This is a genomic window from Luteolibacter luteus (genome assembly GCF_012913485.1).
Lineage (GTDB): Bacteria > Verrucomicrobiota > Verrucomicrobiia > Verrucomicrobiales > Akkermansiaceae > Haloferula > Haloferula lutea.
The window spans coordinates 1,965,218-1,979,203 of record NZ_CP051774.1 but is presented as its reverse complement, the minus strand read 5'-3'; the positions used below and the strand labels follow the sequence as shown (position 1 = coordinate 1,979,203).

At 61.5% G+C, this 13,986-nt stretch carries 10 protein-coding genes and 1 pseudogene; 4 read left to right on the top strand and 7 right to left on the bottom strand.

Features of this window, described 5'->3' with window-relative positions:
• Window positions 1-11 precede the first annotated feature (11 nt).
• The 3 genes and pseudogenes from HHL09_RS08065 (at window position 12) to HHL09_RS08060 (ending at window position 3,089) form a co-directional block, all read left to right on the top strand.
• A complete protein-coding gene (locus HHL09_RS08065; protein WP_169454055.1) occupies window positions 12-1,787 on the top strand; it encodes an ABC transporter ATP-binding protein in 1,776 nt (591 codons plus the stop codon).
• Between the two features lie 306 nt (window positions 1,788-2,093).
• Window positions 2,094-2,231, top strand: a pseudogene (locus tag HHL09_RS26755) (GYF domain-containing protein); the annotation flags it as partial.
• A 99-nt stretch (window positions 2,232-2,330) separates the two neighbouring features.
• Window positions 2,331-3,089, top strand: coding sequence for a TIGR00266 family protein (locus tag HHL09_RS08060; RefSeq protein ID WP_343224877.1), 759 nt, complete (start codon window positions 2,331-2,333; stop codon window positions 3,087-3,089).
• Window positions 3,090-3,170: 81 nt separating this feature from the next.
• On the opposite strand, the gene HHL09_RS08055 is transcribed toward HHL09_RS08060, so the two are convergent.
• The 4 genes from HHL09_RS08055 to HHL09_RS08040 are packed head-to-tail and all read right to left on the bottom strand — an operon-like array spanning window position 3,171 to window position 6,969.
• Window positions 3,171-4,184: a chorismate-binding protein gene (locus HHL09_RS08055; RefSeq protein ID WP_169454053.1), complete on the bottom strand. Its 1,014-nt coding sequence runs from the start codon at window positions 4,182-4,184 to the stop codon at window positions 3,171-3,173.
• Window positions 4,181-4,579, bottom strand: a complete 399-nt coding sequence (locus HHL09_RS08050) for a hypothetical protein (RefSeq protein ID WP_169454052.1) — start codon at window positions 4,577-4,579, stop codon at window positions 4,181-4,183. Before HHL09_RS08050 ends, HHL09_RS08055 begins: the two co-directional genes overlap by 4 nt.
• A gap of 30 nt (window positions 4,580-4,609) precedes the next feature.
• A complete protein-coding gene (locus tag HHL09_RS08045; RefSeq protein ID WP_169454051.1) occupies window positions 4,610-5,731 on the bottom strand; it encodes a hypothetical protein in 1,122 nt (373 codons plus the stop codon).
• Window positions 5,728-6,969 carry a proprotein convertase P-domain-containing protein gene (locus HHL09_RS08040; RefSeq protein ID WP_169454050.1) on the bottom strand — a complete coding sequence of 414 codons (1,242 nt, stop codon included), beginning with the start codon at window positions 6,967-6,969 and terminating at the stop codon, window positions 5,728-5,730. The genes HHL09_RS08045 and HHL09_RS08040 overlap by 4 nt, the downstream gene beginning before the upstream one ends.
• 333 nt (window positions 6,970-7,302) lie before the next feature.
• On the opposite strand from HHL09_RS08040, the gene HHL09_RS08035 reads away from it, so the two are divergent.
• Window positions 7,303-9,801 carry a beta strand repeat-containing protein gene (locus HHL09_RS08035; protein ID WP_169454049.1) on the top strand — a complete coding sequence of 833 codons (2,499 nt, stop codon included), beginning with the start codon at window positions 7,303-7,305 and terminating at the stop codon, window positions 9,799-9,801.
• Window positions 9,802-9,867: 66 nt separating this feature from the next.
• Here HHL09_RS08035 and rbfA read toward each other — a convergent pair whose 3' ends face one another.
• The 3 genes from rbfA to nusA all read right to left on the bottom strand — a co-directional run bounded on the left by rbfA (window position 9,868) and on the right by nusA (window position 13,838).
• Window positions 9,868-10,224 (bottom strand): 30S ribosome-binding factor RbfA, encoded by a 357-nt coding sequence (rbfA, locus tag HHL09_RS08030; protein WP_169454048.1) that lies wholly within the window; start codon window positions 10,222-10,224, stop codon window positions 9,868-9,870.
• A 128-nt stretch (window positions 10,225-10,352) separates the two neighbouring features.
• Window positions 10,353-12,518, bottom strand: coding sequence for a translation initiation factor IF-2 (gene infB / locus HHL09_RS08025; protein WP_169454047.1), 2,166 nt, complete (start codon window positions 12,516-12,518; stop codon window positions 10,353-10,355).
• A gap of 57 nt (window positions 12,519-12,575) precedes the next feature.
• Window positions 12,576-13,838: a transcription termination factor NusA gene (nusA, locus tag HHL09_RS08020; RefSeq protein ID WP_169454046.1), complete on the bottom strand. Its 1,263-nt coding sequence runs from the start codon at window positions 13,836-13,838 to the stop codon at window positions 12,576-12,578.
• Window positions 13,839-13,986: the final 148 nt, after the last annotated feature.

The window sequence follows — 13,986 nt, the reverse complement described above, 5'->3', positions numbered from 1 at the left end:
CCATCCCCGCCATGCGGAATGCCGAGGCGGAAAAGAAGCGCGATGTGAGAGGGGGAGTCGCGTGGGTGCTGTCCTATGTCCGGCCCTACCGGAAGATCTTCATTCCCTCGGTCCTCGCCTTGTTTTTCACCGCGGGCCTCTCGCTCGCTTTTCCCTGGTTCTTGAAGGATCTCATCGGCGATCCCGCGGATGCGTGGAAAAAGGGCGTCGATACCGTGGCCACGCGTCAGCGGGCGGATGAAAAGATCCTCTGGCTGGTTGGCATTCTGGCGGTTCAGGCCTTCATCGCCTACTGGCGGGTCCGTGGCTTCACCCGTTCCGGCGAGGCCGCCCTCAATGACCTGCGGCGGGATCTCTTCACGCACCTGCTGAAACTGCCGGTGCCTTTTTTCCAAGATCAGCGCTCCGGCTCGGTAAGCAATCGCGTCTCCTCGGACCTCGTGACCGTCCGCGAGACCTTTCTCAATACGCTCCCGCAGGCGGCACGTCACAGCGTGGTGCTGATCGGAAGCTTGATCATCGTCTTCATCCTCTCATGGAAGCTCTCGCTGGTGATGCTGGCCTGCGTGCCGGTGGTCGTGCTGGCCGTGGCTCTTTCCGGAAGGAAGGTCCGGAAATACTCCCGTGAAGCGCAGGATGCCCTCGCCGAGTCCGGGATGGTGATGGAGGAAAGCGTCCAGAGCATTGCCGACGTGAAGGCCTTCTCGAACGAGGCCTTCGAGATGACCCGCTACAACCGTGCCCTGGATCGCGTCTACAATGTCGCGCTGCGCGGTGCGAGTGCCCGGGCCGCCTTCCTGTCCTTCATCATCTTCGTGATGTTCGGCACCATTGGCGGAGTGGTCTGGTATGGCTCCCACCTGTTAGCCAGCGGCGCGATCGATCAGCGGGCCTTCACCGGCTTCATGATCTTCAGTGTTTTTGTCGGTGCCTCGCTGGGTTCGATGCCGGAAATCGTTTCGCAGTTCCAAGCCATGACGGGCGCGACCGAGCGCCTGCGTGAACTGATGGCGGAGTCTCCCGAGCGCAGCGGATCGCTCGCAGTGGGGAGGCTGGATGGCGGCCTCGCTTTCCAAAACGTGACCTTCCGCTATCCCTCGCGTCCCGAAGCCCCGGTGCTGGACGAGCTTTCCTTCATCGCCGAACCAGGCCAGCGCGTGGCCTTGGTTGGTCCGTCGGGCGCGGGGAAATCGACGGTCTTCTCATTGATCCTTGGCTTCAATCAACCGGAAAGCGGCAAGGTAACCTTCGATGGCAATGACGCCTCGGAACTCCAGCTTGCTTCCCTGCGTCACCAGATCGCCGTGGTCCCGCAGGAAGTGCTGCTATTCGGTGGCTCCATCCGCGAGAATATCGAATACGGACGACCCGGTGCCACCGCTGCCGAGATCGAGGAAGCTGCAAAACAAGCGAACGCGCATGATTTCATCGCGGCGCTCCCCGACGGATATGACACGACCGTGGGGCCCCGTGGCGTGAAGCTCTCCGGTGGCCAGCGCCAGCGCATCGCGATCGCCCGCGCGATTCTTGCGGATCCGCGTATCCTTCTTCTCGATGAAGCTACCAGTGCGCTGGATACCGAGAGCGAGCGCCTCGTCAACGAAGCGCTGGAGCGCCTCATGAAAGGCCGGACCAGCCTCGTCATCGCGCACCGCCTCTCCACCGTCCGCCACGCCGACCGGATCCTCGTCCTGAACCACGGCAGACTGATCGAAAGTGGCACCCACCAGGAGCTTATCGCCAAGCAAGGCACCTACCACCTCCTCGCCGAGACGCAGCTCCTCTAACGCTGTTGCACGTAGTTCCGCCCTTAGGAGTGCCAGAGACCCGCGCCGGGGACCACTGGCACGGCTTCCAAAGAACCCGCAGCCCTTCTACTTCTGGGGCAAAGCGGTCGCGCGCCTGACTCCGGAGAGGACGCCTGTTATTTTCCCTGTTTTATCAGGCGGAACAGGCGCCCGGCGGCGGAGAAGATCCGGACCGGGGACCATGGAAAGTCGCCCGCATGGAATTCTACAACGATCGTGTAATTGCCGGATTCGTTGCTTCCCCCATTCTTGCCGCCGCATCCATCGCACCTACCTTTGCCTCCGATGAAAACCTGGCACTATCATAGCGCATCCGGATCCACTGCCTCTACTTCCGAAGAAAATCTTCCCGAGCTGGTCGAAGCCGGAACCATCACCCCCCAGACCGTGGTCTGGACGCAAGGCATGACCGGCTGGGAACCTGCCGCCAAGGTCCTGCCGGACCTTTTCCAGGGTGCAGGTGCACCTCCTCCGCTCCCGCCGGGCGGAGCTCCACCGGCATTCGGCAAGCGTTCCCATGAGATCGACTACGAGATCATTGGCGAGTCCATCCAGATGGTGGAGATCGAGCTGGATTCCGGCGAGACCGTGATCGCAGAAGCCGGAGCCATGAACTACATGGAAGATGGCATCGCCTTCGAAACCAAGATGGGCGATGGCTCGACGCCGGACCAAGGCTTCATGGGCAAGCTCATGGCGGTCGGAAAGCGGGCGCTTACCGGCGAGTCGATCTTCATGACCCACTTCACCAACCGTTCGGGAGTCAAGAAGCGCGTGACCTTTGCGGCTCCTTATCCTGGTACGGTGGTTCCCGTAGATCTTTCCCAGCAAGGCGGCGAACTACTTTGCCAGAAGGATGCCTTCCTCTGCGCCGCGATGGGTACCCAGCTCGGGATCGCCTTTAACCGCAAGCTCGGCGCCGGCCTTTTCGGGGGCGAGGGCTTCATCCTTCAGCGCCTTCAGGGCGATGGCATGGCTTTCGTTCACGCCGGCGGCACCGTGGTGCGCAAGGAGCTCAAGGGCGAGAAGCTCTTCGTCGATACCGGGTGTCTGGTCGCCTTCACCAAGGGCATCGACTACGACATCCAGCGCTCTGGCAATTTGAAGTCGATGGTCTTCGGCGGCGAAGGCCTCTTCCTCGCCACGCTGCAAGGCCACGGTACTGTGTGGTTGCAGAGCATGCCCTTCGCGCGCCTGGCGCAGCGGATCACCAGCATGTATGCGAGCGGCCGCGAGCAAGGCTCCGCCCTCGGCGGCCTCGGAAATCTCTTCGGCGACTGATCGTCGCCGTTAGGACTCTGCCTTTGGGGCGGGAGCACAGGCTCCCGCTTCAAGGGCGCTTTGGTTTTGACAGGGATCGCTTCAGAAGCCGAAGCGCGCCTTCACCGCCTCGCGCTTGAGACGGAGCTCGCGCCATTCATTCACCAGCCGGCTGGCTTCGATCACGCCACATCCGGCGGGCAGGATCAGCTCCGTGCCGGACCACCAGAGCCCGCGGATCGCCACGATTGCATGGAACTCCCCATCAAGGATCGCTCCGAACGGAGCTCCGAAACCTTCCGGTGTTCCGAGCCTCCGGCGCCACGAAATCAACTGGTCCATCGTCTCGCGCGTGCGGGGCAGGGGACCTAGCGCCGGGGTCGGGTGAAGACGCTTCACCAGTGAATCCGGCGACTCATATCCGCTGAGTTCCACTTCGATCGGCGTGTGGAAGTGAACGATCGAACGAAGCTCCATGATCCCGCGGGGACTCCGCCTGACGTTGCCGATGTCGCTGAGCTTCGCCACGATCGATTGGGCGACGTATTCGTGTTCGCGAATTTCCTTTTCATCCACGGCCAGCACGTCCCGCTCTTCGGCCCGCGCGGTACCGGCGAGTGCCATGGTTTTGAGCACGCTACCGGAGACCGAGAACAAGCGTTCCGGAGAAGAACCCGCAAAGCCCGACTCCCCGTCGGTGAAGCCATAGGCGAACAGCGGTGCTTCACAGGTGCTTGCCCAGGAGAGCAGCGTCTGGGCTGGCAATTCTTCCAATTGCCCCCGCTCCACCACCACGGGCACGGTCTTCTCGAAGGCTCCGGCCCGGATGGCGGCGCTGATCTCCTGGAAAACCGTGGCGAACTCGGAAGCGTCCGGTGCTTCCCAAGCGCATGCAAGCGGGGATGGCACTTCGCCCAAGATCCCCGTGACGGACCCTCGCGGCAGAACTTCCCAACGCTCGGGAATCCACCATGGCTCCGTGGAAGTCAGGCCGAAGTCATTCCGATAGAAGGCGGCTCCCGACTTTGGTACGAGATTCGTCGTATGAAAGGGCCCGTAACCCACCAAGGTCCTCTCGTCGGGCAGATCGAGGAATGCAATGCTTTCGCTACTCAAGACATTCTCCCTTCTCGCAGTCGGTTGATCTCCTCGCTCATGGCTTCCGTCAATTGCTCCAACTCCCGGATCCGCTGGTTCACGCGAGCCGTTTTCAAGCCGTGGATGGCGAATCCGATGATGAAGAGCAGCACGCTGAAGGGAACGAGCATCGAGAAGATCCCGAAGATCGCCATGCCAGCTCCTCCGGATCCGCCAGCGAGCGAAGTGGATAGCGCGAATGTAAGACCGGCGAAGCCAAGCGTGCCCAACGTGATCCCGCAAACAGCCAGCATCATCGTCCACCATGCGCCATTCCTGCCGGCTTGGCGGAGCCCAAGGACGCCGACCCAGAGACCCGCGATCATCGCGATCATCAGGACTAGCCCGAGCAGGGAAACGGCGGTGGAAGCCATGCCTTATCCAACCGCGGGAGCCTCCCCGCGTCAATCGCCAGCCTGTCCCACCCAAGTCTGGAGCCGGCCCTGCAAGGACTTCAGTGAGGGAGCGAGCTCTGCCATGGCTGGATCCGCCATCCAGTGGGTGACGGCTTGGAGTGCAGCTTGGTCATCCGCAACGACTTGGTTGCGCTCAAAGGGCTTGGGTGGCTGCCCGTAGAGCCGGTAGCCTGTGGTGGCACTGCGGAGCGGATAGAGGGCCAGGAAACTTTCCTTCTCCTGTTTTGAGATCGCGGGATCGCGGAGATAGGCATTCACTTCCGTCGCTTGGCCTCCGTCCGAGACCGTCGCCCGGGCCATCAGGCTGGCCCTGAGCTCCGGTTGGTCCTCGAAGAGGGTGCGGTCTTCTGCGATCAATCCCACCAACACCGACGGCGTCTGCGCCGCTGTTTCGTGGAGCGCGATTTCACCCGCTTCCACCGCGGGTGGCGAAGCATCCACCCACCGGGCTAGCACATCCGCCGTGCCGGAAGATGACGCTACCCGGGGAAGGTCGAGCGCTTCCGCGAGTCCCTCGCGGGTTTGCCATTCCGGGGTGGCGAGCAGTTTGGCGAAATGCTCCTGCAATTCCTCATCGGAAGCCCGCCATGGACCCTTCATGAGCAGCGGCTTCAGGGCCACCGCATATTCCTCTGCAGATGAGGTGCTGGCCAGGATCTCGCGTGCGACTTCCACCGCGAGGTCCGGATCCGCGGTCGACAGGAAATCGAGCAGGAAGACCCGCATCGTAGGCCATCCCCTAAGCCCTTGTGGTCCCGTCTCCAAGCGCAGTCCCGTCTTTGCATCCTCACCGGTCTTGAGGAGCTGGCTGATCGATTGGGCGACGAGATAGAGATCGTCTTCCTCGGACCACCTCTCCCGCAAGGCGACCAATTGCTTGCGGATCGCCTCGGGATCCCGCCCATCCTTGCAGTTGGCAAGAACCTCGTGCCACGCCGCGGAAATTTCCCTTTGGCGTGGTGAGGCGGATGAAGGCTCCGATTGCAGCGGGGCTTTGACGATCGGCGGGGCGGCGGAACTGCCGCCCGACCAAGCATCAAAGCTCCACCACAGCGCGCCGCCGGTAGCGAGCGCGCCTGCGAGGACAAGGAATCGTCGCGTCCGGATCACGGGTCCGTGCTGCCGCCGCCCGTTTTTGGCTGCGCGGTAATCTCAAGTTCAAGCTTCGTGACCACGGCGGGGTCGGCAGTCAGCCGGTCTTGCACCAGAAGAGCCCAGTTGCCCACGGCGGAAGCATCTTGGAAGAGAGCACTGAGGGGAAGATCGTCGAACTCGAGGTTGTCTTCGCCTGCGCCCTGGCCATCGTGAACGATCGCCATGGTTCCATCGGGCCCCAGTACCGCGACGATAAGATCTCCGCGGTGGTTGGTGGTGATGTTGAGATCAAGATAGGCGGTGGCCACCACGCTTCCTTCCGGGAAACGGATGCACTTCAGCGGGATCTTGGTCCAGCGGTGCAGGCCGTCGGGGATGCGCTTTGGCTTGTTCATCACCATGCGGCAGGTGTCGGTGGAAACGAGCTGCACCGACTTGTTGGATTTCCGGGGATCCGCAATCACCGGTGAAGCCGCACGAAGCAGCGACTTCACGGAAGAGGACATCGCGTAGACGCCTGCTTCCGAAGGGCGTCCCGAGACCAGCAATCCTGAGACCTTCCATTGTCCTCCGTCGTCCTGGCTCCACACCGGTCCCCCGCTATTGCCGGGACCCGTGGAGATGTGGGTCGCATACAAATAGTTGCCGTTCGCCGTTACTGCGGACTTGAACGGGGTAAGGTCGGGTTCGGTGGCGTGCAGGAAATAGCCGCCGCTTTCACCAGTATAGTCCAGCAGGGCAGGGTAGCCGGTGATCATCGAGGTCTTGGCTTTCCTCAGGCTATTGACCCCTTTGAAGTCGATCTGCGCCGGTTCGCCCTCCACGAAATCCTCAAGTCCCCAAGCCAGCGAGATATCGCGGCTGAAGGCGCCCCGGGTTTCCGTGCCGCTTTCGGTGACCACGCTGGAATAGCCTGCCCAGCGGAAATAACCGCGGGAAAATTTGCCCAGTCCGGGCGTGGCATCCGCACTGTAGCCACCTACCCATTCCGGAGGCAGGAACCACTTTTGCTTCTCATCGTCCCACAGGACATGAGAGGCGGTGAAAAAGAGCTTCGGATCGCTTGCCACCACGCCGCTGCCGCGGAAGGCGTTGGCGTCGTCCCCGGCGAAGACGATACCGGTGTGACGGTAGGGCTCCGTACTCAGAAGCCCGCTATCGACCTTCTGTGAGGAATTGGTTTTAGGCGGTTCTTGGGCAAGCGCGCAGAGCGGCAGGCCCAACAGCAGGCAGGCGGGAGTGGCGAACTTCACGGAATGGGTGTGTAAGGGGTGTGAACAGCACGCATTCCTTAAATTTTTAGAAAACTAATGTCAAGGCAGTGGATTTGCCTCTTATCTTATCCTTTTCTTATGCCGAAGAGGTTTGCGTAGCTGCGTGTTAGGGTGCCGCAGAATTTTGGATTTTTTGGAATGAGGCTGCTCCTCGACTCACCTTTGCGTGCGAATTCAATCATTTTCCATATGACAAACTTTTAGGCCGAATGCCCTGCATTCGGCTCGACCCCGGAGGGACTTCGGGTTTGTGATAGCAAACAGGTTTTTCTCGAACCTGCCCCTAAACCCAACCTCCCAATAAAAACCCTGATGACGACTCGACTGCAGATCGTGTCTGCGGGCGCGTACTGTGCCCTCCTCGCTGGCCTCACCACCACCTCCCTTGCCACCGTTTGGGACGGAACCAATTCCACCGCATGGAATGACGACGTCAACTGGGTTGGCGACGCTGGTACTGGTGGAAGCCACGCTATCATCGATACTTCCACCGGAAATATCGCCACCATTTCCGAGAATATCATCGCGACGCCGGTCGATATTATCGTCGGAAGCGCCTCGGGAACCAACGGAGTCCTGAACCACACCGCGGGCGCGGCTCAGACCGGCGCGGGGAACTGGATGTATGTCGGCACCAATGGCGGTACCGGAAAGTACAACCTCGCCGATACAAACACCGTAGTAGCTGGCCTCACCGGCTTCGCGCAGGGAACCGGCAGCGTGAACGTGGCGGGCCGGCTCTACGTGGGCGGCTTCAATGCCGGTGGTGCCAACGGCACCATGAACGTGAATACCACGGGCACGGTCGCCGTGGGTAGCCAACTCCAGGTCGGGGCGGGTGGCAGCACCGGTGTGCTCAATCTCCAGAGCGGTGCGATCACCACGGCCGGCGGCTGGGTGGAGTTTGGCAATGGCGCGAATGCCAATGGCACTCTGAACATGACCGGGGGTTCGATCACCAAGAACGGTGCCGACAACTGGATCTTCGCCTCGAATAGCGGCACCGCGCTGGGCAATCACAGCGGTGGCATCATCACGGTCAACAACCAGCTCTGGGTGGCCAACAATACCGGGTCTAACGGCACCTACAACATGAGCGGAACCGCCGAGACCAATGTCGGGAACGTCTTTGCGATCGGTCGTGACGGGGGCAATGGCATCATGAGCATGACCGGTGGCACGATCAACAAGACCGGCAGCGGGAACTTCGTGGTGGCCTACAAGACCACCGGCACTTTCACTACTACCGGTCAGTTTACCCATTCCGGCGGCACGGTGAATTCGAACAACGAGTTCTGGGTCGGCCAAGGAGCCGGCTCCACGGGTACCTACACGCTGAGCGGATCCGCAGTCCTGAATGTCGGCAGCTGGGTCGCGATTGGTCGTGAAGGTGGGAATGGCACCGTCAATATAAGCGGTGGCACCTTCAACAAGACCGGTGGCGGGAACTTCATCGTGGGTGACAACTCAGCGGGCCTGATGACCCAGACCGGTGGCGCGGTTTCCATCAATGGAGAGTTCTGGGTGGGCCAGGCCGCAGGAGCAGCCAACGCGATCTACAACCTCAGCGCAGGAAGCTTGTCCGCGAACAACTGGATCGCAGTGGGGCGCAATGGCGGCACCGGGACCGTGAACATGACCGGTGGCACCATTACCAAGACCGGAAATGGCGCCATGACCATCGGCGGCGGCGGCAAGGGCATCGTGAATGCCAGCGCTGGCCTGATCGACATCCAAGCCGGAAACATCTATGTGGGAGAAGTGGGGAATCTTTCCTCCGAACTCAATATCTCCGGTACCGCGGAAGTGCGGGTCGCGAAGATCATGGTCGGGGTAGTGGGCACGACCACCGGCACCATGAATCTTGACGGCGGCACGCTGAAGGTCGGAGAGATTGGCAGCGGTATCTTTGCAGATGGCCGGGCTAACGACCCGGATGCCAGTGCCACCACCACCGCCAACGTGCACTTCAACGGCACCCAGATCGTGGCGACCGGCACCAGCACCGCCTTCATTACCAAGCTCGACCAAGCGAACATCAAGGGGGGCGGCCTGAAGGTCGATAGCAATGGCAATACCCTTGCGACGAATCAGGTCTTCTCCGGGACTGGTGGTCTTACCAAGTCGGGAGCGGGTACCCTCACCCTTGAGGCGAGCAGCACCTATACCGGCAAGACGACGGTCGCAGGCGGCACTTTGGCCCTCTCATCCACCGGCGGTATCGGAGCCTCCAGCACCATCGAGGTTCAGGGAGGTGCCGTCCTCGATGTCTCGGGGGTGAATGGCTGGACCTTGAGCGCAGGGCAGACCTTGACCGGGGCGGGATCGATCACGGCGGGTCAGGCTGGCATCACGCTTGCCGGCCAGATCAATCCGGGCAGCTCTCCAGGGACCCTGACCTTGAACAGTTCGGCCACCCTGACCGGGCTTCTCAATGCGGAGGTCACCGGAGGGGCCACCACGGCCGACTTGGTCGATGTGAATGGCACGCTGACGCTTTCCGGAGCTACGCTGAGTCTTACCAACCTGGGAACCTTCACCTTGGGCGACAAGTTCACGTTGGCGGCCTACGACAGCTTGGTGGGAACCTTCGCAAACTTCTCCGCAGACGATACGGTCTACTCCATGGGAGGCCAGTTCTGGAGAATCGATTACAACGACACCTTGCCCGGCCTCAATGGCGGCGGCGATTTGCAGACCCCCGGCCCAGGCTCCGGTTTCATCACCGTGACCGCCGTGCCGGAACCGGCTGCGATGCTTCTGGGAAGTCTTGGGTTGCTGGCGCTCCTACGCCGGCGGAAGTCTTCCTAGTCTTGGGAAACAAAGAGCCGCGCTCCCGTGAGGGGGCGCGGCTTCTTTATGAGAGAGAAATGGCGATCACTCTTCCGAGTCCTTCGCGGTGGGCAGCTTTGCCACCTCATCCAACAGGTTCACGATTTCCACTCCGCGCTCGGCAGAAGCATCGTGGCGGAAGCTGAGGACAGGGGTGGACTTCAGCACTACCCGCTTGGCGATCTTCTTTTGGATGGAGCCGTGGTCATGGTTCAGCTTGTCGAGCACGGGCTCGACCTTGCCTCCCAGTACGCCGATCCACACCTTGGCTTCCTTGATGTCCTGCGTGGTTTCCACCGCATTCACGGTGACCAGCGCGCCATGCCATTCGTAGTCCTTCTGGACGACGGAACCGATCTCGCGCTTCAGCAGTTCGTTAACCCGGTCGATGCGGTGGCTCATGGTAGGGAATCAAGAGAGGAAAGGGCCCTGTGCAAGGGCGGAGAGTGCGTAGGGAAGGGGTATCCCCGAGGACAAGAAAACCCGTGGTAGCAAAATTGCCCACGGGTTTTCTGAGATTTGGAAACGGATTACAGCGTCTGCGGGATCTTCTCGAGCGTGTAGCACTCGATGATGTCGCCTTCCTGGTATTCGTTGAATTCGCCAAGTCGGATACCGCACTCCATGCCCGACTTGACCTCTTCCACTTCGTCCTGGAAGCGGCGGAGCGTGGACATCTTGCCGTCGAAGACCGGCACGCCACCGCGGATGACGCGGGCGTGGGCCTTGCGGTGGATCTTGCCATCCTTGACGTAGGAACCGGCGGCGCGGCCCTTCGACTTGGAGAGCTTGAAGACCATTTTGACCTCTGCGTGACCGATGATGTTCTCGCGGGTGAGCGGCTCGAGCATGCCGAGCATCGCCTCGCGGACCTGATCGATCAGTTCGTAAACGATCGAGTAGAGCTTCACTTGGACGCCCTCGGCCTTGACCGCCTTCACCGCGTTGGCTTCCACCTTCACGTTGAAGCCGAGCACCACGGCATCCGCGGAGCTGGCCATCTGGACGTCGCCTTCCGTGATCGGACCGGCACCCGCGATGATGATCTGGGTGGTGATCTTGTCGGACTTGATGTCGCCGATCGCGTTCTTGATCGCTTCGACCGAGCCTTGCACGTCGCACTTCAGCACCAGCTTCAGCACGGCCTTGCCGGTCCCTTCGATGACGTTCGAGAAGAGATCCTCCATGCGGCTCTTCTGGGTCATCTTCAGGCGCGAGTTGCGCAGCTCGAGCTGGCGTTCGTCGGCGAGCTTCTGGGCGGCACGGATCGAATCCATCTCCACCATCTGGTCGCCCACGTTCGGCATCTCTTCGAAGCCGACGACTTCCACCGGCGTTCCGGGCTTGGCTTCCTTGACCTGTTCGCCGCGGTCGTTGATGAGGGACTTCACCTTGCCGGCGAAGGGTCCGCAGATGAACGGCGTGCCCACCTTCAAGGTGCCAGTCTCGACGATGACGGAAGCCGTCGCGCCGCGACCGGGTTGCACGCGTGCCTCGATGATGGCGGCGCGGGCATTACCCTTCGGGTTCGCCTTCAGTTCGAGCACTTCGGCCTGGAGGGCCAGAAGCTCGAGCAGGTCCGGAATACCGGCACCCGTGAGGGCGGAAATTTCAACCGCTTCCACGTCGCCGCCGAAATCGACGGTTTGCAGGCCTTTCTCGGCGAGCTGGGTCTTCACCCGCTGGATGTTGGCGGTCGGCAAGTCGATCTTGTTGATCGCCACGATGATGGTCTTCTTCGCCTTCTTGGCGTGCTCGATGGCCTCCATCGTCTGCGGCATGATCCCGTCATTCGCGGCGACCACCAGCACCACGATGTCCGTGATGTCGGCGCCGCGGGCGCGCATGTCGGAGAAGATGGCGTGACCTGGCGTGTCGATGAAAGTGATCGGCTTCCCTTCGTGCTCCACCTTGTAGGCGGCCACGTGCTGGGTGATGCCGCCCGCTTCGCCGGTGACGATGCGGGACTTGCGGATGTAGTCGAGCAGGGAGGTCTTCCCGTGGTCGACGTGGCCCATGATGGTGATGATCGGCGGGCGAAGCTGAAGCACGTCTTCCGGCTCGTCCTGCGGAGCTTCCGGTTCGACGACGACTTCCTCGACCTTGTGAACGCCGCCACCCTTCTCGCGCTTTTCACGCTCGAAGATGAAACCGTGGAGATCGCAGACCTTGGCTGCGATCTCAGGCTCGATGGCCTGGTTCGGGGCTACGAAGACCTGAAGCTTGATCAGGTCGGCGAGCAGCACGAAGGGCTTCAAGCCCATGCGTGCGGCGAGTTCGCTGACGATGATCGGCGGCTTGATGCTGATCAGATTGCCGGTGTCTTCCATCACGGGGGCGGCAGGTTCCGGCTCCGGAGGGGCCACCGGGGAAACGGTGCTCGCCGGAGGAGGAGTGGGAACAGGTGCCGGTGCGGCGGGTTCCTCCTCTTCCAAAAGCTTCGAGATTACGGGCAGCACGGCCTTGCCGGACTGCTCGGTCTTGCGCACCCCGGACTTCTTCTTCTTTCCCTCGTCGCTGAAGAGGTCCAGAGCGCCCTCCTTCTTCTTTTGCAACTCGCTGGGCGGCGGGGGTGCTGACTCCGCAGCTTGGGCTGCCCGCTGCCGGTCACGGCGTGAGGGAGCCTTCGGTTGCTCGATCAGGTCGAGAACCTTGCGTTTCGGCGGCGGAGTACTGTCGCTGCTATCTTTGGCCATCAGGCAAATCGTGTCGTCGTTTCGGGACCGGCTTCAGGTCCCGGGAAAATCAAAAAATCAGGCGGAAGCGTGGGCCTTTGCGCGGGCGAGAATGTCGTTCGCGCGCTCTTCGGAAACCTCAAGGTTTGCCGCGATATAATCAACCGGCATTTCTGCGACGATCTCCGAGCTCATGCCGCCTGCGCGGAAGAGCTTGTCGGCGAGATCGTCGTCGAGTCCGAGCTGTTCGGCGATCGAGTGCGCGGCACCGGCGATCTTCTTCTCGAACTGCTCCAGCTTGCTCTCGTCCTTGCGGACCTGCACGTCCCAGCCCATCAGGCGGGAGGAAAGACGGGCGTTCTGTCCGCGGCGGCCAATCGCCTTGCTCAGGTCTTCTTCGTCCACGGTCACGTGAACGACCCGGTTTTCCTGATCCACGGTGATCGAGCGGAGCGTGGCCGGCTTGAGCGCCTCGCGGACGAATTCTTCCGGATCATCGCTCCAGCGGATGATGTCGACCTTCTCGTTGTTGAGCTCGCGGACGATGTTCTTCACGCGGGCACCGCGCAGGCCCACGCAGGCACCCACGGGGTCCACCTTGTCGTCGGTGCTCCACACGGCTACCTTGGTGCGGTAGCCGGCTTCACGGGCGATCCCCCGGATTTCCACGGTACGGTCGGAAATTTCGTTCACTTCGGCTTCGAAGAGTCGGCGCACGAAGTTCGGGTGGCTGCGGGAGAGGATGATCTCCGGGCCGCGGCCTTCGTTTTCGACGGCCACCACGTAGGCGCGGATGCGGTCACCGATATTGTATTCCTCGGTCTGCACGCGCTCGCGGCTCGGCATGACGCCTTCGAACTTGCCGAGGTCGATCAGCACATCGCTGCGGTCGAAGCGGCGGACGGTGCCGGAGACGATGTCGCCTGCACGATCCTTGAACTCTTCGTAAATCATCTCCTTCTCCGCCTGGCGGAGACGCTGCATCATCGTCTGCTTCGCCGTCTGCACCGCGATGCGGCCGAAGTCCTTCGGCGTGACGTTGAATTCCATCGTGTCGCCCGGCTGTGCATCGGCGTTCTTCTTCGAAGCCGTCGAGAGCACCACCTGGTTAAACTTGTCGGTCTGCTCGCCATCCGCGACCACGGTCAAAACCGCGAAAATGCGGGTTTCTCCCTTCTTGGTATTCACATCAGCGCGGAGCACCTCGATGGCGTCAGCACCAGGAACCATCTTGCGATAGGCGGAAATGAAGGCGTACTCGAGCGCGGCGACGACCTTGTCCCGGTCGATGCCTTTTTCTTTCTCGTAGTAATCGATGAGTGCGACGATGTCGTTGGTCATGGCGGGCAGTGCGGCGCGGTAGCGCTCCGTATGTCCAGAGACGCAAAAGAGCGGGTATTTCGACCCACTCCTTCGTGTCGGAAGATTGATCGGCGGGGGGATACGGCGGAAACCCTTGACTTGCAAGCCGAATCTCCTTCCTAGCTCA

Excerpts from the sequence above, each read along its gene's own strand:
- HHL09_RS08065 (WP_169454055.1), top strand. The coding sequence starts at position 12 with ATGCGGAATGCCGAGGCGGAAAAGAAGCGCGATGTGAGAGGGGGAGTC.
- HHL09_RS08050 (WP_169454052.1), bottom strand. The coding sequence starts at position 4,579 with ATGGCTTCCACCGCCGTTTCCCTGCTCGGGCTAGTCCTGATGATCGCG.
- HHL09_RS08035 (WP_169454049.1), top strand. The coding sequence starts at position 7,303 with ATGACGACTCGACTGCAGATCGTGTCTGCGGGCGCGTACTGTGCCCTC.
- rbfA (WP_169454048.1), bottom strand. The coding sequence starts at position 10,224 with ATGAGCCACCGCATCGACCGGGTTAACGAACTGCTGAAGCGCGAGATC.
- infB (WP_169454047.1), bottom strand. The coding sequence starts at position 12,518 with ATGGCCAAAGATAGCAGCGACAGTACTCCGCCGCCGAAACGCAAGGTT.
- nusA (WP_169454046.1), bottom strand. The coding sequence starts at position 13,838 with ATGACCAACGACATCGTCGCACTCATCGATTACTACGAGAAAGAAAAA.